Source organism: Comamonas sp. 17RB, assembly GCF_030056555.1.
Lineage (GTDB): Bacteria > Pseudomonadota > Gammaproteobacteria > Burkholderiales > Burkholderiaceae_C > Comamonas > Comamonas terrigena.
Genome location: NZ_JASHHY010000010.1, coordinates 15,156 through 39,385 on the forward strand (window position 1 = coordinate 15,156; position 24,230 = coordinate 39,385).

Genomic DNA, 24,230 nt, shown 5'->3' on the forward strand with positions numbered 1-24,230 from the left:
TTGGTGCTGCAGTCACAATACTGCCTTCGCCCGGATTTTAGGCTGTGGGCGCATCCCCCTTGCTGCACTGGGCGACAGCCCCTGCCGCCGGCACTGCCCGGCACCGCGCCCCTCCCCCCGTTTTTGACCCTGCAGGCCCCGCCGTCACCGGCCCCGGGCCGATTCTGGCTTTTCGTGACCTTGACCGATTTTTCCTTCTACACCGAGCTCGCGCCGCGCTACCAGGCCGCCGTGGGCCTGTGCCTGCTGGCCGTGCTGGCCTTCGCCCTGCGCCTGGTGATCCAGGGCGTGCTGCTGCATTTTGTGCGCCTGTGGCGCAAGACCCTGCCCGCCACCAGCTGGACCCAGATCCTGCTGCACGACCATGTGCTGGTCCGGCTGGCCAAGATCGTCCCGTCGGTGGTGATCCAGATCGGCATTGACGCCGTGGCGCAGTTGCCCGCCCCGCTCAGCCAGACCATCGGCAACTTCGCCACCGCCTTCACGGTCTACCACCTGGTGCGTGCCGTGGCGGAGCTGCTCAACGAGATCAATGCCGCCCACGACCGGCACGACGGCCCCAAGGCCACGCACACCCACTCCATCAAAAGCTATGTGCAGCTGGGCAAGCTGGTGGCCTACATCCTCGGCGCGCTCCTGATTGCGGCCGCCATCCTGAACCGCTCGCCGCTGCTGCTGCTGTCCGGTCTGGGCGCCATGTCGGCCGTGCTGATGCTGGTGTTCAAGGACACCATCATGTCCTTTGTGGCGGGCGTGCAGATCGGCACCAACGACATGCTGCGCGTGGGCGACTGGATCGAGATGCCCCAGGTGGGAGCCGACGGCTTCGTGGTGGACATTGCACTGAACACCGTCAAGGTGCAGAACTTCGACAAGACCATCACCACCATCCCCACCTGGAAGCTGATGAGCGACAGCTTCAAGAACTGGCGCGGCATGGCCAATTCGGGGGCGCGCCGCATCATGCGCGCCCTGCCCCTGGACGCCAGCACCGTGCGCCTGCTGACCCCGTCGGAGCGCAGCCAGCTGGACCGCATCCCGCTGCTGCAGGACTACTGGCATGCCGAACGCGGCCTGCTGCCCATTCCCAGCGGCATGGAGACCAGCCTGCCGCTGGCGCCAGTGGTACCCGACCAGGTGACCAACCTGGCCGCCTTCAAGGCCTATGCCTATGCCTACCTGGTGGCCCACCCCGGCATTGCCAAAGGCCCGGGCATGTTCCTGCTGGCCCGCACGCTGGAGCCGACCCCCACCGGCCTGCCGCTGCAGCTGTACTGCTACACCGCCACCACCGTGTGGCTGGAGTACGAAACCATCCAGGGCGCCATCTTCGACCACCTGATCGGCATGCTGCCGCAGTTCGGCCTGCAGCTGTACCAACGCTCTTCGGACTTCGGAAGCCGCCAGCTGGCCAGTGCGCTCGATGCGCACTGAGCGGCTCCGGGCACCGCACACGCGGGCGGTCAGGACGTTCTAGGGCGCCGCAGCCGGGGCCGGCTGGGCCACAAAGCCGATACGGCCCAGCCCTGCCGCATGGGCCCAGCCCATGACCTGCACCACGCGGCCATAGGGCACGGCGGTATCGGCTTTGAGCTGCAGCTCGGCCTGCGGGTCCTGCGCAGCCAGGGCCGCCAGCCGCTGGCGTACCGCCGCTTCGTCCACCGCATCGGTGCCGATATGCAGCGCGCCCTGCGCGTCCAGCTCCAGCTCCAGCGACGGGGTCTGCGCCGGCGGCGCGGCCTTCACCCCCTCTGCCTGGGGCAGCTGCACCCGCAGCGTGGCCGCCAGAATGGGGGCGGCCAGAATGAAGATCACCACCAGCACCAGCATCACATCCACCAGCGGCGTGACATTGATGCCGGCCACCGGCTGTGCACGGGCCCGGGAAACAAAGCGTCCGAATGCCATGGCCGCCCTTCAGTGCGCACAGGGACGCGGCCCATAGGCCCGTGCCGCCCGTACCGTCATGCCGGCACCTGTATCAGGCGCTGCACCAGCCGAGGACAGGCGCCACAGGCCGTTCGGAAAGTCGCTCATCGCCGGCCCGCAAAATGCGCATGCAAATCGTGGGCAAAGCCATCCAGCGCTTCGTCCAACAGGGCGATGCTGCGGCCAAACAGGTTGTAGGCCAGCGCGGCCGGGATGGCCACGGCCAGACCGGCCGCGGTCATCACCAGGGCCTCACCCACCGGTCCGGCCAACTGGTCCAGCGACACCTGCTGCACGCCGGTCAGCGCCGCCAGCGCATGGTGAATGCCCCAGACGGTGCCCAACAGACCTACAAAAGGCGCCAGCGCGCTGATGGAAGCCAGCATGGTCTGACCCCATTGCAGACGCGCCCCCACCTGCTGCAACGCCACCCGCAGATGGCGCATCAGCCGATCCCCCTGCGCGGACTGGCCCGCCAGGGTGGCCTCTGCCGACGCTTCGGTCCGTGCCGCCTGCACCGCCTGCACCAGGGGCAGCAGCCAGGGGCCCTGCTTTTCCAGCAGCACCCGTGCAAAGGGCAGATCGGCAGCCTGCCAGAACGCATCCATGGCCTGCGGTGCCTGGCGGCGGCGGCGCACCAGCCCCACCAGCTGCACCAGAATCACCACCCAGCTGGCCACGGACATGGCCAACAGCAGCGCTGCCGTGCCCCGGGTGACCGCGTCACCTTGCGCCAGCCATTGCCAACGTGCGTCCATAAGCAGCTCCTGGAAGAGTGAAGGTGGTGCCTGGGTGCTCAGCGCAGGCTGAGCACGTCGAACATGTCGAACTGGCCGCTGGTCTTGCCCGCCAGAAAACGTGCCGCACGCAGGCTGCCCTGGGCATAGCCGGCGCGGCTGCTGGACTTGTGCGAGATTTCCACGCGCTCGCCCGTGCCGGCAAACAGCACGGTGTGGTCGCCCACGATGTCGCCGCCGCGCACGGTGGCAAAGCCGATGGTGTCGGGCTTGCGCTCGCCGGTGTGACCAAAGCGCTCGTACACGGCGCGGTCGGCCAGTTGGGTACCCTGGGCTTCGGCAATCACCTCGCCCATTTTCAGCGCCGTACCGGAAGGTGCATCCACCTTGTGCTTGTGGTGGGCTTCGATGATTTCGATGTCATAGCCACCTTCCTGCAGCGCCTTGGCCGCCATTTCCAGCAGCTTGAACGTGACATTGACGCCCACGCTCATGTTCGGTGACAGGATGACCGCCGTCTTCTGGGCATGGACGGCGATTTCGGCCTTCTGCGCATCGCTGAAACCGGTGGTGCCGATCACCAGCTTCACCCCCAACTCGGCCGCCACGGCCAGGTGGGCCAGCGTGCCTTCGGGGCGGGTGAAGTCGATCAGCACGTCGGCCTTGGCCAGTGCCGCGCGCACATCGCTCTCGATCAGCACGCCGGTGGCCTTGCCCAGGAAGGCGGCGGCGTCCTGGCCCAGGCCGGGGCTGCCGGGCTGGTCGAGTGCGGCAGCCAGCTGGCAGTCACCGCTGGCCAGCACGGCCTCGATCAGCATATGGCCCATGCGGCCGGATGCGCCGGCAATGGCCACGCGCAGCGAAGAAGGGGAAGAAGCGGTCATGGTGAAACAGCGGGATTCAGGGCGGGGCCGCGTACGGCCGGGGGTTCCTATGGCAAAAGGGCCGCTGGTGCGCATGGCTGCGCGGCGACCCTTTTCAATTCATGGCACGGCAGTGCCGGGGACAGCGGAGGCCGCCCCGTGGGCATCAGCGGGCCGGCGCATCCAGGCGCGGGTAGGCCGTGGTGCTGGCGGGCGTTGCCGGCGCAGCGTCGGCCACCGCGGTGTCGGCCGTCTTCTTGACCGGGTAGCGGGCCAGCTGGGCCTCGGTGGCTTCGAGCTGGGGCACCTTGATGTTGTTCATCTTCTTGCCCAGAGAGGCCACGAATTCGTCTTCGGAGGGCATCTCGTCGCCTTCGGCGCGGTCAAACTGGTCGCCGTTGAAGAACACGGTCAGCTTGCGCGTCTGGGGATCGACCTTGGCGCGCTTGAGCGTGAACACGTATTCCCAGCGGTCGGCGTGGAACACGCTGGTCACCAGCGGCGTACCCAGGATTTCACGCACCTGCTGGCGGCTCATGCCGGCCTGCAGGGCAGCGACCTGCTCCTTGGAAACGAAGTTGCCCTGCACCACGTCCACCTTGTAGGGGGTGATGACGCTGGCAACACTGCGCGAGGCACTGTCGAAGCTGCCGCAGGCGGCAAGCAGTCCGCCCAGCGACAGGGTCATGAGCACAGAAACACAACGGCGGGCTTTGGCATGCATGGGTAATGGCTACGGGATATGATCCGAACCATTGTAGCGGCAGGTTCCGGGAGGAGCCCCAGGTGCACCGCCACCCCGCTGCAAGGGCCATTCCTGCCGCCGCTGGCGCACCGTACGTCCACGGTCGCCAGGCCAACCAGAGACCCAGACATGAAAAATATCGACGAGCTCAAAAGCACGGGCCTGAAAGCCACCCTGCCCCGCCTGAAGATTCTGGAGATCTTCCAAACCGGCAAGCAGCGCCACATGACGGCCGAAGACGTGTTCCGCGTGCTGCTGGACGAACGCTCTGACATCGGCCTGGCCACGGTCTACCGTGTGCTGACCCAGTTCGAACAGGCCGGCATCCTGCTGCGCAGCAACTTCGAAAGCGGCAAGGCCGTCTACGAGCTGAACGAGGGCCAGCACCACGACCACTTTGTCTGCACCAGCTGCGGCAAGGTCGAAGAGTTCTATGACCCCGAAATCGAAAAGCGCCAGCAGCTGATCGCCAACCAGATGGGCTGGTCCATCCAGGACCATTCCATGTCGCTGTACGGCCAGTGCGCCGACTGCTCCAAGAAAGGTGCACAGCGCTGAGGTCTGACGCGATCTTTACCTGCTGATGCAAAAAGGCGCTCCACGGAGCGCCTTTTTTTGTGTCCCAGAGCTGAGGCGCCCTGCGGATCTGGCCCGGCTTACTCGATGCCGCGCTCCATGGCGCGGCGGTGGCGGTCCACAAACTCCTGGTAGGTATCGATGCCCCGCAGCTGCAGGATGGTGTTGCGCACGGCGGCTTCCACCAGCACGGCGATATTGCGGCCGGCCACCACCTGAATGATGACCTTGAGCACCGGCACGCCCAGCACATCCTGGGTCAGCGGCTCCTGGGGCAGGCGCTCGTAGTCGCGCTCCATGGTCTCCTTGCGCACCAGATGCACGATCAGCTTGAGGCGCATCTTGCGCCGCACCGCCGTCTCGCCAAAGATGGCGCGGATGTCGAGCAGGCCGATGCCGCGCACTTCCAGCAGGTTCTGCAGCAGATCGGGGCATTTGCCTTCGATCGTGGTCTGGTTGATGCGGAACAGGTCCACCGCATCGTCGGCCACCAGCCCGTTGCCACGGGTGACCAGTTCCAGCCCCAGCTCGCTCTTGCCCAGGCCGGATTCGCCGGTGATCAGCACGCCCATGCCCAGAATGTCCATGAACACGCCGTGCATGGTGGTGCGGTCGGCAAAGTGCTTGGACAGGTAGGCGCGCAGCACGTCGATCACAAAGGCCGCGGCCTCGTGCGTGGCGAACATGGGGATCTGTGCGCGCTCGCACATCGAGATCAGTGCCTGCGGGGCCTGCTGGCCATCGGCCAGCACCAGCACCGGCGGCTCCAGCGTGACGATGCGCGACACGCGGCGGGCACAGTCCTCGGGCGTGGCATTGGTCAGGTAGGCGACTTCGCGCTCACCGATCACCTGCACGCGGTAGGGATGGATGTAATTCAGGTAGCCGACCAGATCGGCGCCGGAGCGGGCCGAGCGCACGGCCATTTCATCGAAACGGCGCTCGGAGGCACCCAGGCCTGCCAGCCATTCCCAGCGCAGGCTTTCGCGGAAAGCCTCGAACAGGCGGTCGGCGTTGACGGCGGTGGGCTTCACAGGCTCAGGCGGCGGGGGAAGAGGCGGCCGACTTCCAGTCGGCGATCAGGCCGTACAGCTCTGCGGCGTCGGTGCAGGCCACCAGGCGCTGGCGCAGGGCCGAATCGCTGAGCAGCTCGGCGATCTCGGACAGGATTTCCAGATGCTGCTGCGTGGCCGCTTCCGGCACCAGCAGGAAGATCAGCAGGCTGACAGGTTGCTCGTCGGGCGCGTCAAAGCCGATGGCGCGCGCCATCTGGAACACGGCCGCCATCGGCGACTTCAGACCCTTGATGCGGCCATGGGGAATGGCCACGCCATGGCCCAGACCGGTCGAGCCCAGGCGCTCGCGGGCGAACAGGCTGTCGGTGATGAGCGCGCGGGACAGACCGTGCAGGCTTTCAAACAAAAGCCCTGCTTCTTCGAAAGCGCGCTTCTTGCTGGTGGCGTCCACGCTCACAAGGACTTGTGCGGACGGCAGGATGGAGGCTAGACGGTTCATGTAGGAAGAATTATGCACCGGGTGGCCCGATCACGGCACATGCCCCCCAGTCGCGCAAAAAGAGCCGCGCGGGGCGGCTCCTCTGTGGTGAAAAGGTCGGTGTCAGGCTGTTGCAAGCGCACTGAGGTCACGTTTCGCCGCTTCCCCTCGCCGCTCCTGCAGGCGGGTCTTGTGTTTGACGACCTTGCGGTCCAGCTTGTCGATCAGCTCATCCACGGCCGCATACAGGTCGAAGTGGGAACTGCCGGCATACAGATCATTGCCTTTGACGCGCACATTGCATTCGGCGCGCTGGCGCTTGTCCTTTTCGCTCTCGTTGTGTACCGAAAGCAAGACCTTCACGTCGATCACTTGGTCAAAGTGGCGCAGCACGCGCTGCAGTTTTTCCATGACGTAATTGCGCAGTGCGGGGGTGACATCCAGATGGTGCCCGCTGATGGTCAGGTTCATAAACCAGCCTCCTGTGGTCTCAAAGTCCAGATTGCCTTCCGGCAGGCTGAAAAACCTGCCGGAGGCGTTCGGCGGTGAATGCGCATTCGTCTCGCTTGGAACCCACTGTGCGCGATCTGCACCGGGAAATCAACGGCATACCGCCACATCCCGCTGGGGAATGGGGGTGGTGCTGACCGCCCGCCGGAATGGGCGCACAATAAGTCGTTTTGATGAAAATCCCGACAGACGGCAGCACGCGCTGCTGTCCGCCTACCCTGCCCAGGAAGGCATCCGACACGCCCGGTGTGGATGTGGTCTTCCACCCGGCACAGCCCGGCGTCGGCACGTAGAATTCCGCCCTGGCACCGCCTTGCTCCCAGGGCAGCGTCCCGAGCCCGCCCCTATTCCCAGTGACCCCCATGACCACCCAGTCCAGCCCTTCCGCCCTGCACACCTCCAATATCCGCTCGCTGCCCCTGCTGGCACGCGGCAAGGTCCGTGACAACTATGCCGTGGGCGATGACCGTATCCTGATGGTGGCTTCCGACCGCCTGTCGGCTTTCGACGTGATCATGGGCGAACCCATCCCCGGCAAGGGCGTGCTGCTGACGCAGATGGCGCTGTACTGGTTCGACAAGCTGGGCCATATCTGCCCCAACCACCTGACCGGCGACCGTCCCGAATCCGTGGTCACCGCCGATGAAGTCAAGCAGGTCGAGGGCCGCTCCATGCTGGTCAAGCGCCTGAAGCCCGTGCTGATCGAAGCCGTGGTGCGTGGCTACCTGGCCGGCAGCGGCTGGAAAGAGTATCAAGAGTCGCAAGCGGTCTGCGGCGTGAAGCTGCCCGCCGGTCTGGTCAACTCGGCCAAGCTGCCCGAGCCCATCTACACCCCCGCCGCCAAGGCCGAAATGGGTGACCACGACGAAAACATCACCTACGAGCGCACCGTCGAGATGGTGGGCGAGCCATTGGCAGCGCAAATCCGCGATACCGCCATCCGCATCTACAAGGAAGCGGCCGAGATCGCCCTGACCAAGGGCATGATCATTGCCGACACCAAGTTCGAATTTGGCCTGACCGAAGACGGCACCCTGGTGCTGATGGACGAGGTGCTGACCCCCGACAGCTCGCGCTACTGGCCCGTGGAAGGCTATGCCGACGCCCTGGCCGCCGGCGCCAACCCCCCCAGCTACGACAAGCAGTTCGTGCGCGACTGGCTGGAACAGGCCCAGGTCAACGGCAAGCCCTGGGACAAGACCGCTCCCGCCCCCCGCCTGCCCCAGGATGTGATCGCCAAGACTGCTGCCAAGTACCACGAAGCGCTGGAACGCCTGACGGCCTGATCGCCGTCCCTGCGGCGCACCCCCTGTGCGCGCAGCCCCCCTCACAGAACGCCTGGTGTGCGTCTGTGTGCGGTGCCAGAGAAATCCCCTCTGAACGCCCGCACCCGGATGCGCCAGGCGTTTTGCGTGGGGCGGCTGCCTGTCCCTCCAGGCACCGCCCGCCCCCCTGGCACGTAGTAAGCGGTTAATACCCGCCGCCCTGCCCGTCTGCCTACCATGGCCGCAGCCCCCACAGCAGGGGCGCACCACCACACACAGGAGACAGACATGGCAGGCAAGAAGATTCTGATGATTTGCGGCGACTACTGCGAGGACTACGAAACCATGGTCCCCTTCCAGACGCTGCAGGCGGTGGGCCACACCGTGCATGCCGTCTGCCCCGATAAAAAGGCCGGCGACCACATCAAGACCGCCATCCACGACTTCGAAGGGGCCCAGACCTACAGCGAGAAGCCCGGTCACAACTTCACCCTGAACGCCAGCTTCGCCGATGTGAAGGCCGAGCAGTACGACGCCCTGGTCATCCCCGGGGGCCGTGGTCCCGAATACCTGCGCAACCACGCTGACGTGCTGGCCGCCGTGCGCCACTTTTTTGATGCCGGCAAGCCCGTGGCCGCCGTCTGCCATGGCGCCCAGTTGCTGGCCGGCGCGGGCGTGCTCAAGGGCCGCACCTGTTCGGCCTACCCGGCCTGCAAAGCCGAAGTGGAACTGGCCGGTGGCCGCTACGCCGACATCGCGGTGGACCAGGCCCACACCGAAGGCAATCTGGTCAGCGCCCCCGCCTGGCCTGCCCACCCCGCGTGGATGGCGCAGTTCCTGGCGCTGCTGGGCACCCGCATCAGCCACTGAGGCGATTTCCGGGCCGGTTACCCTTCACCGCTCCAGCGCGCCCGGCGCCGGGGCGCCGCCGTGTCGCTCCGGCCCGTTCCGGCACCCGGCCCTCCTCCCCGCAACCCCGGATGGACGCTTGCCCTGTCGCCCCCTAGGATGGGCCGGCCACCTGCATTTCCGGGAACCTTGCCATGTGCCAAGTCTTTGTCAGCGCCGACCCGCAGCTCTATGCCCACCGCGCCCGCTCCATCCGGTTGCACGGTGTGGCCACCAGCATCCGGCTGGAGAACCTGTTCTGGCAGGTACTGGACGACATTGCCACGCGCGACGGCTTCACCGTTCCCCAGCTGTGCACCAGGCTGTACGACGAACTGGTGGCCGAGCGCGGGACGGTGGACAACTTCACCTCGTTTCTGCGCGTGTGCTGCACCCGCTACCTGGCGCTGCAGCTGTCCGGCGAGATTCCGCAGGATGTGCACATCCCCATCCGCTCGCTGACCGTAGGCCCCAGCGGCCTGGAACGCCATCCGGGCCGCACCGCGTTGCGCCACTGAAAGCCTCCCTTCCGCTGCGGCGCGGCATGGGGGCGTTGGTGCACACGCGGTCTGGCGTTGGCGCCACGTACGGACACCGCAAGCCCTTCTGCGCCCGCCCCGGCACCCGCCACGGTGGGCACCGCCTGGCTCACGCTCAAACAGATGTTTTACTCATTAGCAAAATAGAAAACATTATTTTTAGAAATATAAAATGATTTCTACAGTGGCGTCCATTGACATTCCAAGCCGAAAGACGCCCCATGACTGCCCGCGAAGCCCCGCTGTTCACCCCCGATACCCTGCCCCTGCTGCTGGCCGGCCAAGGCATTGACGCCCCCGCGGCCCAGGCCGCCGTGCAGGCCGGTCTGCAGGTGCTGCAGGACTTCATGCGCACTTTCAACGCCCGCGATGCCCTGGCCTGGGCCCAGGTGATGAACTACCCCCACGTGCGCCTGGCGGGCGACCAGGTCATCGTCTGGCACAACGCCGCCGACTACGCCGCCGCCAACGACCTGACACCGCTGGCCGACACCGGCTGGGCCTACAGCCGCTGGGACTTCATCCGTCCCGTGCAGGCCGATGCCACCAAGGTGCACTTTGCGCTGCAATTCACCCGCTATGACGCCCAGGACCGTGCCCAGCAATCGTTCCAGGCCCTGTACGTGGTCACCTTGCAGGATGGCCACTGGGGCGTGCAGTCGCGCTCCAGCTATGCAGGCGTGCTGACACCCGGCGCAGCCTTCTGAAAAAAGGAGCACGCCATGCCCATTTCCACTGCCGTGTCCCGCCGCAGCTGGCTGCACAGCGCCCTGGCCGCCAGCACCGCCTTCACCACGGCGGGCCTGGGCCTGCCGCTGGCGGCCCAGGCCGCCCAGGCCAAGGCCGCTGCGGCCTACCCGGTCCGCCCCGTCAAGGTGGTAGTGCCCTATCCGGCCGGCGGCGTGATCGATGTCACGGCCCGCGCCGTCACCGACGCCCTGGCCCAGCGCTGGGGCCAGCCCGTGATCGTGGAAAACCGCCCCGGTGCCAACGGCAACCTGGGCGCCCAGGCGGTGCACCAGGCAGCCGCCGATGGCTACACCCTGCTGATCGGCTCCACCTTCACCGTCATCAACCCGCTGACGGACAAGACCACCCGCTACCGCACCAGCGACTTTGTGCCTGTGGCCAGCATCGGCAGCACGCCCAATGTCTGGGTCGTGCCCACCAGCGCGCCCTGGCGCACGCTGCAGGACTTCATCACCCAGGCCCGCCAGCAACCCGGCGCCTTCAATGTGGCCAACCCGGGCCAGGGCAGCTCCAACCACCTGGGGCTGGAGCGTCTGGCCGCCAGCGCCGGCATCCAGATCACCCAGGTCAACTACCAGGGCCAGCCCCCTTTCATCACCGACCTGGCCAATGGCCAGATCCACATCGCCCCGCTGACCGCCACCCTGGCACTGCCCCATATCCAGAGCGGCAAGCTGCGTGCCCTGGCCGTGAGTGCCCCAACCCGCCTGCCGGCGCTGGCCCAGGTGCCCACGCTGGCCGAACTGGGCCTGGGGGACGCCACCGTGGTGCCGTGGAGCGGCTTCATGGCCCCGGCCGGCACGCCGGCAGCGCTGGTCGCCCAGCTGCAGGCGGCGATTGCCGAAGTGCAGGCCCAGCCCGCCGTGCTGCAGCGCTACGCCACCTTGCAGGCCCAGGCACCCGAGCGCCCGCAGGACTTTGCCCAGCTGGTCCAACGCGAGCAACAGCGCTGGTCCGCCCTTCTGGGCGCGGCGGTCAAGACCGCCAGCGCCCCGTGATCGCTGCGCGGAACGCCTGCCCAGCAAAAAGGCCACCAGAAGGTGGCCTTTTGCACAGGGCCAGGGCCCACAAACGTCAGTTCAGCGCCATGCTCAGACGGCGGCGGTAGCTGTTGACCAGGGCCGTGGCCTCGTCCTGCTCCGCGCCGCCCTTGCCCACCAGCTCGATGCCGCCGGCGGTCTTGCCGGGCACGGCGTCCTGCTTCTTGGGCTTGGGCGGAGTCAGCAGCTCCAGAATGCCCACGTACAGCTTGCGCGCGGCCTGGCCGTTCCAGTCCTTGTCGCGCATGATGATTTCCAGCAGCTCGTCCATGGAGGCCGTCCACTGGCCTTCGGCGGCCAGGATGCGGGCCTTGGCAAAGCGGGTGTCAAAGTCACGCTTGTTCTGGGCAATGGCGGCGTCGAACTGCTCCACCGGCCAGTTGCCGCGCTCGTCCTGCTGCACAAACACCATGCACTGCAGCCACTGGTTCAGCGCTTCGAAGCGCAGGACCTGGGGAATGCGCTTGAGCGGCTCCATCATCAGACTGGCGGCCTCTTCATAGCCACCGGTGGCGATCAGCAGGCGCACATAGTCAAAGCGGGCATCGTCGTTGGTGGGGTCGGCGGCCAGGGCATCGGCCAGCTTGCCCAGCGCGGCCTGCGTGTCACCGGCTTCCAGCATCTGCTGGGCCTCGTCCACCTCGGCTTCGGCCTGCAGCTCGCCCTCGCTGGGCAGGTGCTTGTCCAGGAAATCGCGGACCTGGCCTTCGGTCTGGGCCCCCATGAAACCGTCCACCGGGCGACCGCCGATCATCAGGATGCAGGTCGGCACGCTGCGGATGCCGAACATGCCGGCGATCTGCTGGTTGGCGTCCACATCCACCTTGGCCAAGGTGAAGCGGCCGGCGTATTCCACCTCCAGCTTCTCCAGCGTGGGCACCAGCGTCTTGCATGGGCCGCACCAGGTGGCCCAGAAATCCACCAGCACCGGCGTCTGCATGGAGGCGGCAACCACCTCGGTTTCAAAATTTTCAATGGTGACGTCAATCATGTGGTTCCCAATGTCCGAATGCGGGGTACGGCGTGCGTACGGTGTGTCTCTACGGGTGCGGCCTGCGGGGCAGGCCACGGGGTCTCCGGCTGCGGTGCGCACCGCCTGCGCAGCGCGCAGCACACCATGCAGCGATTCTCTCCGCAAACGCGGCACACGCCTGCGAAGGCCTGCCGCCCGAGCGTGCACTGCTGCATGACAGCTGTACACATGGGAGCAGTTGCGGCCTTCTTCAAGGGGGCGCTGCGCGCACCACCACCCGTCCCCACTTGTCACACCGGGCGCCGATAGCTCCGCTTTTCAGAGCACCGTGCTCCGCGCCAGTGACCACACCCCGTGCCGGACGCGGTGACCCAGGCGGTGCACACGCGGCCGGCAGGGACCGTCCCTACGCCCGGCTATGCCCCGTGCAGGGCCACAGCTATGGCGAAACCGTAAAATCAGGGGTTCCACTAGGCCGGGCGGCAGTGCCCCGAAGAACATGAACCCCATCCAAGTTGGCGTGGTCATGGGTTCCAGCAGCGACTGGGACACCATGCAACACGCAGTTGCCATCCTCCAGCAATTCGGTATCGCGTTTGAAGCGCAGGTCGTCTCGGCCCACCGCATGCCGGACGACATGTTCCGCTTCGCCGAAGCCGCTGCCGACCGCGGCCTCAAGGCCATCATCGCCGGTGCCGGCGGTGCAGCCCACCTGCCCGGCATGATTGCCGCCAAGACCACGGTGCCCGTGCTGGGTGTGCCCGTGGCCAGCCGCCACCTGCAAGGTGTCGATTCGCTGCACTCCATCGTGCAGATGCCCAAGGGCGTGCCCGTGGCCACCTTTGCCATCGGCAACGCCGGCGCTGCCAACGCGGCCCTGTTTGCCGTGGCACTGCTGGCCAACGAGGATGCGGCACTGCGCAAGCAGCTTGACGCCTTCCGCGCCGAGCAGACCGAAGCGGCCCGCAACATGACCCTGCCGGTGAACGCATGAGCGCCAGCGACACGCACGTGATCCTGCCCGGCGCCACGCTGGGCGTGCTGGGCGGCGGCCAGCTGGGCCGCATGTTTGCCCACGCCGCCCAGGCCATGGGCTATTTCACCGCCGTGCTGGACCCGGATGCCACCAGCCCTGCCGGCCGGGTCAGCCACCACCATGTGCGCACCGGTTACGAGGACGCACAGGGCCTGGCCGAGCTGGCCACGCTGTGCGCGGCCGTGACCACCGAATTCGAGAACGTGCCAGCAGCGGCACTGAACCGGCTGGCCGAAAGCCTGCCCGTCTCGCCGGCCGGTGCCTCGGTCGCGATTGCCCAGGACCGCGCGGCCGAAAAAGCCCACTTCGTGAAGTGCGGCGTGCCCTGCGCCCCCTATGCCGTGATCGAAACGGCCGCCCAGCTGGCAGCCGTCAACGACGCGCTGCTGCCCGGCATCCTGAAGACGGCCCGCATGGGCTACGACGGCAAGGGCCAGATCCGGGTCAAGACCCGGGCCGAGCTGGCCGCCGGCTGGGAGGAGCTGGGCCAAGTGGCCTGCGTGCTGGAAAAAATGCTGCCGCTGGCGCACGAATGCTCGGTCATCGTCGCGCGCGGCCGCAATGGCGACATCGTCAACCTGCCGGTGCAGCGCAATCTGCACCGCGACGGCATTCTGGCCGTAACCGAGGTGTATGCCGGCAACCTGCCCGCTGCGCAGGCAGAGCAGGCGATCGCAGCGGCCAAGTCGGTGGCCATCGGTCTCGACTACGTGGGCGTGCTCTGTGTGGAATTCTTTGTGCTGGACAACGGCCAGCTCGTGGTCAACGAGATCGCCCCGCGCCCGCACAACAGCGGCCACTACAGCCAGAACGCCATGGATGTGTCGCAGTTCGAGCTGCAGGTACGCTGCATGACCAACCTGCCCCTGGTGCAGCCGCGCCAGCACAGCGCCACCGTGATGCTGAACCTGCTGGGCGATCTGTGGTTCACGCAGGGCGACACCGCCCAGTCCCCCGCCTGGGACCGGGTGCTGGCACTGCCCGGCACCCATCTGCACCTGTACGGCAAGGTCGATGCCAAGCGCGCCCGCAAGATGGGCCACCTGAACATCACCGCGGCCACGCCCGACCAGGCGCGTGACACCGCGCTGCAGGCGGCCGCCATCCTCGGCATTGCGCCTTTTTAAGGAACACACGTGATTCTGGATGGAACGCTGGACGCCTCGGTCCAGGCTGCGGCTGCGGCGCTGCAACGCGGTGAACTGCTGGGCCTGCCCACCGAGACGGTCTATGGTCTAGCCGCCGACAGCGACAACGACGCCGCCGTGGCCCAGATCTTCACCGCCAAGGGCCGTCCGGCCAACCATCCGCTGATCGTGCATGTGGCAGACAGCGCGGCCATCACCCGCTATGCCAAGGAAGTGCCGGTCTTTGCACAGCAACTGATCGACGCGTTCTGGCCCGGCCCGCTCACCCTGATCCTGCCGCGCCTGCCGGGCGCCGCCAAGGCCTCGACCGGCGGACAGGACAGCGTGGGCCTGCGCTGCCCGTCGCACCCGGTGGCCCACGCCGTGCTGGCGGCCTGCCAGCAACTGAACCCGCCGGTCTGGGGCGTTTCCGCCCCCAGCGCCAACAAGTTCGGCCGCGTCAGCCCCACCACGGCCGACCATGTCGCCGCCGAATTCGGGGATGCGCTGCTGGTGCTTGATGGCGGCGCCTGCGAAGTCGGCATCGAGTCGACCATCGTGGACTGCACGCGCGGCGTGCCCGTGCTGCTGCGCCCCGGCGCCATCACACGCGACGATATCGAGCGCGCCTGCGGGCAGCGCCCTCTCTCGAAAGAGGAGCTGACAGCGGACACCCCGCGCGCCTCAGGCACGCTGCTGGCCCATTACGCGCCCAATGCCAAGGTGCGGCTGATGGATGCGGCTGCGCTGCAGCAGGCCCTGGATGCCCTGGGGCCGGAGGCAGGCCAGCTCTGCGTCTACCACCGCAGCGCGCTGCATTCGCCGGCGCCCGGCGTCACGCTGCACGCCATGCCCCGGCAGGCGCTGGCCGCTGCCCAGGAGCTGTTTGGCACGCTGCGTGACTTTGACGCACTGGGAGCCCAGTTCATCTGGATCGAGACCCCACCCGACAGCGCCGACTGGGAAGGCGTGCGCGACCGGCTGCAGCGCGCGGCCGCAGCCGGCTGATCCACCGCATCCCGGGTCCTGAGCGGCCCGGTGCCGGTGTCAGCCGTCCTCTCGGCCTCGGGTGTCAGCGCGGCGCAGCCGCCGTGACGGCACCGCTGTCCCGTGCCACCCAGTCCACCAGCGCGTCCAGCGCCGGGCGGGCGGTACCGGCATTGGCGTGGTTGACGAAGGCCACCAGCACATAGCGCTTGCCGCTGACCCCATCCACATAGCCGGCCAGCGCATTGCTGTCGCGCAGCGAACCGGTCTTCAGGTGGGCGGAGGCCTGGGCCTTGCTGCGGCGCAGTGTCCCGTCCACGCCGGCAATGGGCAGCGACGCCACGAACTCCGGCATCACCGGCGACAGCCAGGCACTCTGCAGCATGCGGCCCAGCGCGTGGGCGCTGATGCGCGCCTCCCGGCTCAGGCCGGCCCCGTTGTCCACCACCGGCCGCTCGGCCACGCCCCAGCGGCTGCTCCACCAGCGGGCCACGGCCTCGTTAGCGGTCTGCATGCTGCCCACGCCGGCCTGCTCCAGCCCCAGCGTCAGGAACACCTGCTGGGTCATCACGTTGTTGCTGTATTTGTTGATGTCGCGCACCACCTCGCCCAGCGCAGGCGATTCGGCCACGAAGGCCGGGCTGAGACCGGCGGGCACACGGCCTTCGCGCACCACGCCGCCGAGCTTGCCGCCTAGCTCGCGCCACATGCCTTCCACCGCCCGGGCCGCAAACTGCTGCGGATCGGCCGGAGCAATGGACCACACCTTGTCGCCGCAGCTGGCCGGGTACTGGCCCGCAAAGCCCATGCGCGCCGGATCGGCCCAGTCGCCTTGCAACGCACTACGCCAATCCCCGCAGTCGGTCCCCGCCGGCGCCAGCGGCACCGTGGCCTGCTGCTGCACGCCCGCCAGCGGAGGCTCCCACTGCACGCGGGCCACACCGGCCCGTGCATCGGGCACCAGCGTCATCACGGCGGATTTGTAGTTCAACAGCAGCGCATCGGGCGCCACGTTATAGGGCCGGAACGGTTCGCCGTCGAAGGCGGCCGCATCGTGGGTCGGCAGGGCAAAGGCGCTGCGGTCCAGAACGATGTCCCCCGCAATCGTTTTCACCCCCATGCCCTGCAGGCGGCGCAGCAGCAGCCACAGCCGCTCCATCACCAGCTTGGGGTCGCCCCGGCCCTGCAGATAGAGATGGCCCTGCAGGCTGCCGTTGCTGATGCTGCCGTCCAGATACACCGGGGTGCGCCAGACATAGGCCGGCCCCAGCAGGTCCAGTGCCGCATAGGTGGTGACCAGCTTCATCACGGACGCCGGGTTCATGGCTTCGCGCTCGCGCCAGGCCAGGCGCGGGCTGCTGCGGCCTTCGGCTTCGGCCACATAGAAGGACACCGCCTCGCGCGGGATCTTGGCGCGCTGCAGCGCCGCGTCGACCACGGCCGGCAGGGCCATGGCACGGGCAGAAGTGGCCGGCGGTGCGGCCACCGGGGAGGCAGGCGCCGCCACCTGCGCCACGGCCAGTCCCGGCAGGACGGCCAGCGCACCGGCGGCGGTCAGCCGCCACATGGCGCGGACACCGCGCCCAGGGTCAGAAATTCGCATGGCCCGCAGTCTAGTGCCTGCGCACCGACCCGGGCAGCACCGGGGACGGCAGGCGCCAAGGCCATGCCTGCCCCTGGGAAAGCGCGCGCGCCCGATAATCCATGGTTGCCCTGGCGGCACTGCCCTTGTTTGTTGTGTGGCAGACCGCCCCCTCGAAAGTCGCCCTGCCATGAAACTGCTTGCCTTTGATACCAGCACGGACCAGCTGTCCATCGCCATCCAGCATGGCGAGCGCCTCTGGCAGCACCAGGGTGCGGGGGGCGCACAGTCGTCGTCCACGCTGATTCCCGCCGTCCAGCAAGGCATGCAGGCCCTGGGCCTGCGCTATGACGAGCTGGACGCCATTGCCTTCGGCCGCGGTCCGGGCTCGTTCACCGGCCTGCGCACCTCCTGCGCCATCGCCCAGGGCCTGGCCCTGGGGGCCGGGCTGCGGCTGCTGCCCATCGACACCCTGCTGGCCATGGCCGAAGAGGCACGCCTGCAGCACGGCTGCACCGACCTGCTGGCCGTGCTGGACGCGCGCATGCACGAGGTCTACCACGCCGGCTACCACTACGCCGACGGCCGCTGGCACGAAACCCAGGAACTGGGCCTGTGCGCGCCCGAGGCGCTGTCCGTGCCTGCGGGCCTGCCCGTGGTGGGCAATGCCCACGCCGCCTACCCCGAACAGCTGGCACCCGGCGCCCCCCATCTGCACGCCCTGCCCACGGCCGCCGCCCTGCTGCGCCTGGCCCCCCAGTGCATGGCCGACGGCGGGCTGGTGGATGCCATCGATGCGCTGCCGCGCTATATCCGCGATAAAGTGGCCAAAACCACGGCCGAACGCGAAGCCGAAAAGCTGGCCGCCGCCCAGCCCTCCGCGCCTGCTGCATGAGCTCCACGCTGTCTCCCGCACCGCTGCTGATCCCGCTCCAGCCGGAATGGCTGGACCGCGTCGTGGCCGTGGAGGCAGCGGCCTACACCCACCCCTGGACGCCAGGCAACTTCCGCGACGCCCTGGCCTCGGGCTACCAGGCCCAGATGCTGGTGCAGGGCGATCGGCTGCTGGGCTACTACGTGGCCATGCAGGTGCTCGACGAGGTGCATCTGCTGAACATCGCCGTCGCCCACGACGCCCAGGGCCAGGGCTGCGCCCGGCTGCTGCTGGAGACGCTGGACCACTGGTCCCGCCTGCAGAGCGCCAAATGGCTGTGGCTGGAGGTGCGCGCCAGCAACACCCGCGCCCGCGCCATCTACGAACGCCATGGCTACCGCCAGGTGGGCGAGCGCAAGCGTTACTATCCCGTGCACCACGGCGAGCGCGAGACCGCCATCATCATGAGCATGCCCCTCTATGGCCCTGAACCTTGACGCCCGCCAGCGCGCCATGTTGCAAGACATGGGCATCACCTTCTGGGGCCCCAGTGCGCCGCCGGCCGCCGTGCCTGCGGTTGCAGCAGCAGCCCCAGCCGAAGCCTCTGCCCCCCCGGCTGCCGTAGCGACGCCAGCAGCCCCTGCGGCGGTGGCAGCTCCGCAGCCGCCCACCGCAGTCATCGCCACGGCACCGGCAGCTGCAACGGCCACTGCGCCCGATCCACAGCCCGAGCACGCCGCAGCGGTCCCGCCCGCAGCGGATGCGCCCCCCCCTGCGCCGCAGGCTGCTGCAGCCGATGCAGCGCCCGCCCATGCCACGCCGGTCTACCGCGCCCCGGCGGCGGCCAGCGCACCCTGGTTCATGGCTCCGCTGGTGCATGCCTATGCCGAATCGGCCGGCCCCGATGCGCCCGACGCCGGCTGGCTGGTGCTGGTCGAATGTGCCGATCCGGCCGACCCCTGGGCCGGCGATGCCGGTGCACTGCTGAACAACATGCTGCGCGCACTGCGCCTGCAGCAGCACCCCCAGGTGCGCATCGCCCCCCTGACGCGCCAGGCACCCGACAGCGCCACCGGCCACCCCGGGCTGGAGCCGCTGGCCCCCGCGCTGCAGGCCGCCCTCGCCGCCCACCGCCCGGCGCGCGTGCTGGTGCTGGGCCTGCATGCGGCACGCGCCGTGCTGCAGCGCAGCGAAGCCCTGGGCCCGCTGCGTGCCGAGCTGCACCAGCTGCACGGCATCCCCGCCGTGGTCAGCTACGACCCCGCCTACCTGCTGCGCGCCCCGCACGCCAAACCCGGCGCCTGGGCCGACCTGTGCCGCGCCCACGCGCTGCAACCGCCCGCGCACTGAAAACCTCCCATCCGGCGATGCCCGTTGCACTGCACAAAAGCGGTGCCAGAGGCATAATCGCCGGCTTGTCACATTGAGGAGATATCTCCGTGGAAACCTACCCGAGTTGGTAGCTTCCGCCTCCCTGGCCAGTGCCGTGGAGCCGGAAGCGCACCCCGCACCGCACACTGCAAGAACAAGCCATGGGAGTGAGCCGTCATGCTCAACATCTTTACGCTGTCCAATGGACGGCTGGTTCAAGTCGAAATCGAATCGCTGGAAGAACTCAAGCAGTTCCAGCCGATCTGGGTGGACCTGGAGTCGCCCACGGTCGATGAAAAGCGCTGGGTCAAGCAGCACTACGGCCTGTCGATCCCCGAAGACGCCACCGACGAAGACATCGAAGAATCCGCCCGCTTCTACGAAGAAGACAACGGCGAGCTGCACATCCGCAGCGACTTTCTGGTGGACGACGAAGACGACCCGCGCAGCGTGCGCGTGGCCTTCATCCTGAACCAGCACAACACCGAGCTCAACAGCTGCGGCGTGCTGTTTTCCATCCACGAGGAAGACATTCCCGTCTTCCGCCTGCTGCGCCTGCGCGCCCGCCGTGCGCCGGGGCTGATCGAAGAGGCCAAGGAAGTGCTGCTCAAGCTCTTCGACGCCGACGCCGAATACTCCGCCGACACGCTGGAAGGCATTTACGACGATCTCAAGCAGGTCAGCGCCCAGGTGCTGGAAGGCAATATGACCGACGACCACGCCCAGGGCGTGCTGTCCGACATTGCCCGCCAGGAAGACCTGAACGGTCGCATCCGCCGCAACATGCTGGACACGCGCCGTGCGGTGAGCTTCATGATGCGCTCCAAGATGCTCAATGCCGAGCAATTCGAAGACGCGCGCCAGATCCTGCGGGACATTGAATCGCTGGACAGCCACACCGCCTTCCTGTTCGACAAGATCAACTTCCTGATGGACGCCACGGTCGGTTTCCTGAACATCAACCAGAACAAGATCATCAAGATCTTCTCGGTGGCCAGCGTGGCCCTGCTGCCTCCCACGCTGATTGCCAGCGTCTACGGCATGAACTTCAAGTTCATGCCCGAGCTGGAGTGGGAGTTCGGCTATGGCTATGTGGTGGGGCTGATGATCCTCAGCGCCGTCGGACCCATGCTGTACTTCCGCAAGCGCGGCTGGCTCAAGTAAAGCCCCGGGCGCCATCTGTGGCGCCTGGCGGCGGCACGGCCCAGCGTGTCATCAGCTCACCGGCACCGCTCCCGCGGCGCACGGCGCCTCACCCCTGCTGTACCCAGTGCTGCACGATCTGCAGCGCGTAGCGGCTGGCCACGGCCTGCACAAAGGCGGGGAAGTCCACATGGGCGCTGTCGTCCGCACGGTCGGAGATGGTGCGCACGGCGGCAAACGGCACACCATAGTCGGCGCAGACCTGGGCAATGGCCGCACCTTCCATTTCCACCGCCAGGGGGGCATGGCCGGCGGCCTGCAGATCGGCCGTGATCTGGCCGGAGACCGCTGCCGAGACAATGAACTGGTCACCGCTGGCCACCAGCCCCGCATGGGCGCGCGGCACGCTGCCAGCCAGCAGGGGTTCGTTCCACGTTGACGCCTGCGCCACACAGGCCTGTGCAGCCACCAGCAAACCGGCGCTCAACACGGCATCACAGGCCAGCGTGGGGGCCGCATAGCCGGGCACCTGCCAGCGGGGGAACAGCGGGCGCACGTCCATGTCATGCTGCAGAAACTGCTGGGCCACCACCACATCGCCCACCTGCACGCCCGCCCCCACCCCTCCAGCCACGCCGGTGAACAGCAGCTGCTGGGCGCCAAAGCCTTCCATCACCGCCGTGGCGGTGGTGGCCGCCGCCACCTTGCCGATGCCGGTCAGCCCCAGCACCACGCTGCGGCCGTGCAACCGGCCCAGGGTGAAATCCCGTCCGGCGCGGCGCACGGTCCGGGCCTCCGTCAGCAGGTGCTGCAGACCATATTGTTCTTCGGGCAGGGCGCTGAGGATGGCAAGGGCCATGGCAGTTCTTCACAGGTCAAATCGGCGGCGCCTGCGCAGCAGGGACGCAGGCGCCGTCGGAGTTTCGGGCGCGGCGCACCAGCAGAACCCCGGCGCAGCACAACCCGCCATTCTCGCCCAGGGGGAGCGCGGCTGCCGGGCGGCGGGTTTCAGATCGCCAGTGGTGCCACGGCGTTGCGCAAGGCCCGCAGCACGCTGAACACCGTCAGCGCCGAGGTCTTGGGATTGGCCGCCAGCGGCTGGCCAGCCAGCTCCAGCGACAGCCGCCCGAACGCCCCCTGGGCGGCAATCTGGTGCCGGTTCTCGCTGCCCTGCGGATCGGCCACCAGCCGAACCTCGGTGGCGTCCAGCCCCAGGCCGGCCAAGGCCACGGTGGCGGCCACATTGGCATTGCGCGGGTACTGCTGCGCAGCTTCGCGCGCGCTGCCCTGGAAGAAACAGAACGATGCCGTCAGCGCCGCCAGATCGCATGCGGCTTCGGCCGGCGTGCCCTTCCAGGCTGCCGCCGGTTTGGTGCCGGTGTAGGTCACCTGCGCCAGCCCGCCTTCGCGGGCCGCGGCCAGTGCGTCGATGGCACCGATGGCCCCGGGCAGCAGCTGCACGCGTGTGCCCCCCTGCCGGGCCGCATCGGCCAGCTCTTCCACCAGACCGGGCGCCGCCAGCGCGCCGACCGACACCACCAGACAGGGAATGCCACGCCGCAGCGCCGGCAGCACATGGGTGGCAATGGCACTGTGGCCGGCACACTCCACCAGCAGATCGGGCCGGGCATCCTCCGGCAGCACGTGCAGCAGCTGGGCGCCGGGTGCATGCTGCGCCAGCCAGTCCACCACCTCGGGACGCGGCTGGCGGGCCAGCACCCAGTCCACCTGCAGGCCCTGCAGGCCGGACAGCTGCGGCAGGCGCTGCAGCACTTCGCTGCCGATGGCGCCGCAGCCCACCAGGGCGATGCGCAGGGAAGACGGAGGGAGAGGCTGCCGGGATGCCGCAGCAGCAAGGGGCGTGGAGGTCTGCATGGCGCCCAAGCGTACGCGATGCGGCAGCGTTCGGCCGCCCCGGCCATGAAAAAAGGGAGCGCGAACGCTCCCTCGGTGAAAGGGCCGCCCGCGTGGCGCGGGCAGGTGGCGCCGTCTCAGGCCGCGACGGCAGCCGCCGGCGTGCTGTCGCGCAGCTCGCGGCGCAGGATCTTGCCCACCGGGGTCTTGGGCAGTTCGGTGCGGAACTCGATCACCTTGGGGCGCTTGTAGCCGGTCAGGTTTTCCTTGCAGAACTCGCGCAGCCGGGCTTCGGTCAGGCTGTCGTCCTTGCGCACCACCACCAGCTTCACGGCTTCGCCGGAGCTGGCATCGGGCACGCCCACCACCGCGCACTCCAGCACGCCGGGGCAGGTGGCCACCACATCCTCCACCTCGTTGGGGTAGACGTTGAAGCCGCTGACCAGCACCATGTCCTTCTTGCGGTCCACGATCTTGAAGTAGCCGCGGGCGTCCATCACGCCGATGTCGCCGGTCAGGAAATAGCCATCGGCCGTGGTGACCTTGGCGGTTTCGTCCGGACGCTGCCAGTAGCCGGCCATGACCTGCGGGCCCTTGACGGCGATTTCACCGGTCTTGCCCAGCTCGGTGATGGTCTGTCCGCCTTCGTCCACCAGCTTCACGTAGGTGCTGGGCTTGGGCACCCCGATGCTGCCGGTGAACTCCTTGGCCGTGACCGGGTTGCAGCTGACCACAGGGCTGGTTTCCGACAGGCCATAGCCTTCGACGATGGGGCAGCCGGTCTTTTCGAGCCACAGCTTGGCCACGGCACCCTGCACGGCCATGCCGCCGCCGACCGAGACCTTCAGGTGGCTCCAGTCCACGCTGTTGAAGTCCGGGTGGTGGGCCAGCCCGTTGAACAAGGTGTTCACCGCCGGGAAGTTGTGGAAGACCTCGCCCTGCAGGTCCTTGAACACCGCTTTCAGGTCGCGCGGATTTGCGATCAGGATGTTGCGCCCGCCGGTGTGCATGGCCAGCATCATGTTCACCGTGAACGCGAAGATATGGTAGAGCGGCAGCGCGCAGATGCTGGTGACCTGCTCGCCCGTCTTGCGGATGTCCTGCAGCACCGGGTTGAACCAGGCTTCGCACTGCAGCGTGTTGGCGATGATGTTGCGATGCAGCAGCACCGCCCCCTTGCTGACGCCGGTGGTGCCGCCGGTGTACTGCAGCACGGCAATGTCCTCGGACCCCACGGCCACCGGCACAAAGCGGCGGCTGCGGCCCTGGGCCACGGCGGTCTTGTAGCCCACGGCGCCGGGCAGCTGGAACGGGGGCACCAGCTTCTTGACCTTGCGCACCACATAGTTGACCAGCAGGCCCTTGAGGCCCAGCTCATCGCCCATGCTGCACAGCACCACATGCTGCACCGGCGTCTGGGCGATGCACTGCTGCAGCGTGTGGGCGAAGTTTTCGATGATGACGATGGCCTTGGCCCCGGAGTCCTTGAGCTGGTGCTCCAGCTCGCGGGCGGTGTAGAGCGGGTTGACGTTCACCACCACATAGCCGGCGCGCAGAATGGCGGCCACGGCCACCGGGTACTGCGGCACATTGGGCATCATGATGGCCACGCGATCGCCCTTTTCCAGGCCCAGCGACTGCAGGTAGGCGGCAAACGCCTGGCTTTGCCGGTCCACATGGCCGAACGGAATGTTCTTGCCCATGTAGGTGTAGGCCGTGCGATCGGCATAGGCCTTGAAGGCCTGTTCCATCAGCGCCACCAGCGAGGTGTAGCGCGAAGGGTCGATATCTGTTGGCACGCCTTCGGGATAGGCTGCCAGCCATGGACGCTCTGTCGTCATGCCCGGGGTCTCCACTCTGTATTGTTCTAACGCGATCCCCCATTCTGATAAAAAGCACGGCCGTTCGGTACTTGTGGTTACCCTAGGGTGCAACCCTAGGCGCTGC

At 67.7% G+C, this 24,230-nt stretch carries 26 protein-coding genes; 14 read left to right on the forward strand and 12 right to left on the reverse strand.

What is annotated here, in order from left to right:
• Positions 1 to 180: 180 nt before the first annotated feature.
• Positions 181 to 1,434 (forward strand): mechanosensitive ion channel family protein, encoded by a 1,254-nt coding sequence (locus QM470_RS17700; protein ID WP_502846854.1) that lies wholly within the window; start codon positions 181 to 183, stop codon positions 1,432 to 1,434.
• A 39-nt stretch (positions 1,435 to 1,473) separates the two neighbouring features.
• Here the strand turns inward: QM470_RS17700 and QM470_RS17705 are convergent, their stop codons facing one another.
• The 4 genes from QM470_RS17705 to QM470_RS17720 all read right to left on the reverse strand — a co-directional run bounded on the left by QM470_RS17705 (position 1,474) and on the right by QM470_RS17720 (position 4,253).
• On the reverse strand, positions 1,474 to 1,908 hold the full coding sequence (locus tag QM470_RS17705; protein WP_283340186.1) for an ExbD/TolR family protein: 435 nt from the start codon (positions 1,906 to 1,908) through the stop codon (positions 1,474 to 1,476).
• A 125-nt stretch (positions 1,909 to 2,033) separates the two neighbouring features.
• A complete protein-coding gene (locus tag QM470_RS17710) occupies positions 2,034 to 2,687 on the reverse strand; it encodes a MotA/TolQ/ExbB proton channel family protein (RefSeq protein WP_283340187.1) in 654 nt (217 codons plus the stop codon).
• Positions 2,688 to 2,725: 38 nt separating this feature from the next.
• Positions 2,726 to 3,550: a 4-hydroxy-tetrahydrodipicolinate reductase gene (dapB, locus tag QM470_RS17715; RefSeq protein WP_283340188.1), complete on the reverse strand. Its 825-nt coding sequence runs from the start codon at positions 3,548 to 3,550 to the stop codon at positions 2,726 to 2,728.
• Between the two features lie 145 nt (positions 3,551 to 3,695).
• Positions 3,696 to 4,253, reverse strand: coding sequence for an outer membrane protein assembly factor BamE (locus QM470_RS17720; RefSeq protein WP_283340189.1), 558 nt, complete (start codon positions 4,251 to 4,253; stop codon positions 3,696 to 3,698).
• Between the two features lie 150 nt (positions 4,254 to 4,403).
• Between QM470_RS17720 and fur the strand changes: the two genes are divergently transcribed.
• Positions 4,404 to 4,832: a ferric iron uptake transcriptional regulator gene (fur, locus tag QM470_RS17725; protein ID WP_066537912.1), complete on the forward strand. Its 429-nt coding sequence runs from the start codon at positions 4,404 to 4,406 to the stop codon at positions 4,830 to 4,832.
• A 98-nt stretch (positions 4,833 to 4,930) separates the two neighbouring features.
• On the opposite strand, the gene hprK is transcribed toward fur, so the two are convergent.
• The 3 genes from hprK to hpf form a co-directional block, all read right to left on the reverse strand.
• The gene (gene hprK, locus QM470_RS17730) at positions 4,931 to 5,884 is read right to left on the reverse strand and encodes an HPr(Ser) kinase/phosphatase (RefSeq protein WP_066537922.1); all 954 of its coding nucleotides are present in this window, start codon (positions 5,882 to 5,884) and stop codon (positions 4,931 to 4,933) included.
• A gap of 4 nt (positions 5,885 to 5,888) precedes the next feature.
• Positions 5,889 to 6,365, reverse strand: a complete 477-nt coding sequence (locus QM470_RS17735; RefSeq protein ID WP_066537931.1) for a PTS sugar transporter subunit IIA — start codon at positions 6,363 to 6,365, stop codon at positions 5,889 to 5,891.
• A gap of 102 nt (positions 6,366 to 6,467) precedes the next feature.
• Entirely contained in the window at positions 6,468 to 6,815 is a 348-nt protein-coding gene (gene hpf, locus QM470_RS17740; protein ID WP_280013726.1) for a ribosome hibernation-promoting factor, HPF/YfiA family, read from the reverse strand.
• 401 nt (positions 6,816 to 7,216) lie between these two features.
• On the opposite strand from hpf, the gene QM470_RS17745 reads away from it, so the two are divergent.
• From QM470_RS17745 to QM470_RS17765, 5 genes are all read left to right on the forward strand, one after another.
• A complete protein-coding gene (locus QM470_RS17745; RefSeq protein ID WP_272970503.1) occupies positions 7,217 to 8,140 on the forward strand; it encodes a phosphoribosylaminoimidazolesuccinocarboxamide synthase in 924 nt (307 codons plus the stop codon).
• Positions 8,141 to 8,407: 267 nt separating this feature from the next.
• Positions 8,408 to 8,989: a DJ-1/PfpI family protein gene (locus QM470_RS17750; protein ID WP_280058270.1), complete on the forward strand. Its 582-nt coding sequence runs from the start codon at positions 8,408 to 8,410 to the stop codon at positions 8,987 to 8,989.
• A gap of 173 nt (positions 8,990 to 9,162) precedes the next feature.
• The gene (locus QM470_RS17755) at positions 9,163 to 9,525 is read left to right on the forward strand and encodes a ribbon-helix-helix domain-containing protein (RefSeq protein WP_066537937.1); all 363 of its coding nucleotides are present in this window, start codon (positions 9,163 to 9,165) and stop codon (positions 9,523 to 9,525) included.
• Positions 9,526 to 9,767: 242 nt separating this feature from the next.
• Entirely contained in the window at positions 9,768 to 10,253 is a 486-nt protein-coding gene (locus QM470_RS17760; protein WP_218333191.1) for a hypothetical protein, read from the forward strand.
• 15 nt (positions 10,254 to 10,268) lie between these two features.
• On the forward strand, positions 10,269 to 11,294 hold the full coding sequence (locus QM470_RS17765) for a tripartite tricarboxylate transporter substrate binding protein (RefSeq protein WP_283340190.1): 1,026 nt from the start codon (positions 10,269 to 10,271) through the stop codon (positions 11,292 to 11,294).
• A gap of 76 nt (positions 11,295 to 11,370) precedes the next feature.
• Here QM470_RS17765 and trxA read toward each other — a convergent pair whose 3' ends face one another.
• Positions 11,371 to 12,327: a thioredoxin gene (gene trxA / locus QM470_RS17770; RefSeq protein WP_066537950.1), complete on the reverse strand. Its 957-nt coding sequence runs from the start codon at positions 12,325 to 12,327 to the stop codon at positions 11,371 to 11,373.
• 481 nt (positions 12,328 to 12,808) lie between these two features.
• Between trxA and purE the strand changes: the two genes are divergently transcribed.
• The 3 genes from purE to QM470_RS17785 are packed head-to-tail and all read left to right on the forward strand — an operon-like array spanning position 12,809 to position 15,480.
• On the forward strand, positions 12,809 to 13,303 hold the full coding sequence (gene purE, locus QM470_RS17775; RefSeq protein WP_066537955.1) for a 5-(carboxyamino)imidazole ribonucleotide mutase: 495 nt from the start codon (positions 12,809 to 12,811) through the stop codon (positions 13,301 to 13,303).
• Positions 13,300 to 14,472 carry a 5-(carboxyamino)imidazole ribonucleotide synthase gene (locus QM470_RS17780; RefSeq protein ID WP_283340191.1) on the forward strand — a complete coding sequence of 391 codons (1,173 nt, stop codon included), beginning with the start codon at positions 13,300 to 13,302 and terminating at the stop codon, positions 14,470 to 14,472. Before purE ends, QM470_RS17780 begins: the two co-directional genes overlap by 4 nt.
• 9 nt (positions 14,473 to 14,481) lie before the next feature.
• On the forward strand, positions 14,482 to 15,480 hold the full coding sequence (locus QM470_RS17785) for an L-threonylcarbamoyladenylate synthase (RefSeq protein WP_280013737.1): 999 nt from the start codon (positions 14,482 to 14,484) through the stop codon (positions 15,478 to 15,480).
• Positions 15,481 to 15,544: 64 nt separating this feature from the next.
• Here the strand turns inward: QM470_RS17785 and dacB are convergent, their stop codons facing one another.
• Complete coding sequence (dacB, locus tag QM470_RS17790) at positions 15,545 to 17,026, reverse strand: D-alanyl-D-alanine carboxypeptidase/D-alanyl-D-alanine endopeptidase (RefSeq protein ID WP_502846858.1); 1,482 nt, start codon at positions 17,024 to 17,026, stop codon at positions 15,545 to 15,547.
• 205 nt (positions 17,027 to 17,231) lie between these two features.
• Between dacB and tsaB the strand changes: the two genes are divergently transcribed.
• From tsaB to corA, 4 genes are all read left to right on the forward strand, one after another.
• Positions 17,232 to 17,936, forward strand: coding sequence for a tRNA (adenosine(37)-N6)-threonylcarbamoyltransferase complex dimerization subunit type 1 TsaB (tsaB, locus tag QM470_RS17795; RefSeq protein WP_283340193.1), 705 nt, complete (start codon positions 17,232 to 17,234; stop codon positions 17,934 to 17,936).
• Entirely contained in the window at positions 17,933 to 18,412 is a 480-nt protein-coding gene (gene rimI / locus QM470_RS17800) for a ribosomal protein S18-alanine N-acetyltransferase (RefSeq protein ID WP_283340194.1), read from the forward strand. The genes tsaB and rimI overlap by 4 nt, the downstream gene beginning before the upstream one ends.
• Positions 18,396 to 19,265, forward strand: coding sequence for a uracil-DNA glycosylase family protein (locus tag QM470_RS17805; protein WP_283340195.1), 870 nt, complete (start codon positions 18,396 to 18,398; stop codon positions 19,263 to 19,265). Before rimI ends, QM470_RS17805 begins: the two co-directional genes overlap by 17 nt.
• A gap of 198 nt (positions 19,266 to 19,463) precedes the next feature.
• The gene (gene corA, locus QM470_RS17810) at positions 19,464 to 20,450 is read left to right on the forward strand and encodes a magnesium/cobalt transporter CorA (RefSeq protein ID WP_280013614.1); all 987 of its coding nucleotides are present in this window, start codon (positions 19,464 to 19,466) and stop codon (positions 20,448 to 20,450) included.
• 88 nt (positions 20,451 to 20,538) lie between these two features.
• Here corA and QM470_RS17815 read toward each other — a convergent pair whose 3' ends face one another.
• The 3 genes from QM470_RS17815 to QM470_RS17825 all read right to left on the reverse strand — a co-directional run bounded on the left by QM470_RS17815 (position 20,539) and on the right by QM470_RS17825 (position 24,124).
• Positions 20,539 to 21,288 (reverse strand): 5'-methylthioadenosine/adenosylhomocysteine nucleosidase, encoded by a 750-nt coding sequence (locus QM470_RS17815; protein WP_283340196.1) that lies wholly within the window; start codon positions 21,286 to 21,288, stop codon positions 20,539 to 20,541.
• A gap of 149 nt (positions 21,289 to 21,437) precedes the next feature.
• The gene (locus QM470_RS17820; protein ID WP_283340197.1) at positions 21,438 to 22,304 is read right to left on the reverse strand and encodes an aspartate dehydrogenase; all 867 of its coding nucleotides are present in this window, start codon (positions 22,302 to 22,304) and stop codon (positions 21,438 to 21,440) included.
• Positions 22,305 to 22,420: 116 nt separating this feature from the next.
• Entirely contained in the window at positions 22,421 to 24,124 is a 1,704-nt protein-coding gene (locus tag QM470_RS17825) for a long-chain-fatty-acid--CoA ligase (protein WP_283340198.1), read from the reverse strand.
• Positions 24,125 to 24,230 lie beyond the last annotated feature (106 nt).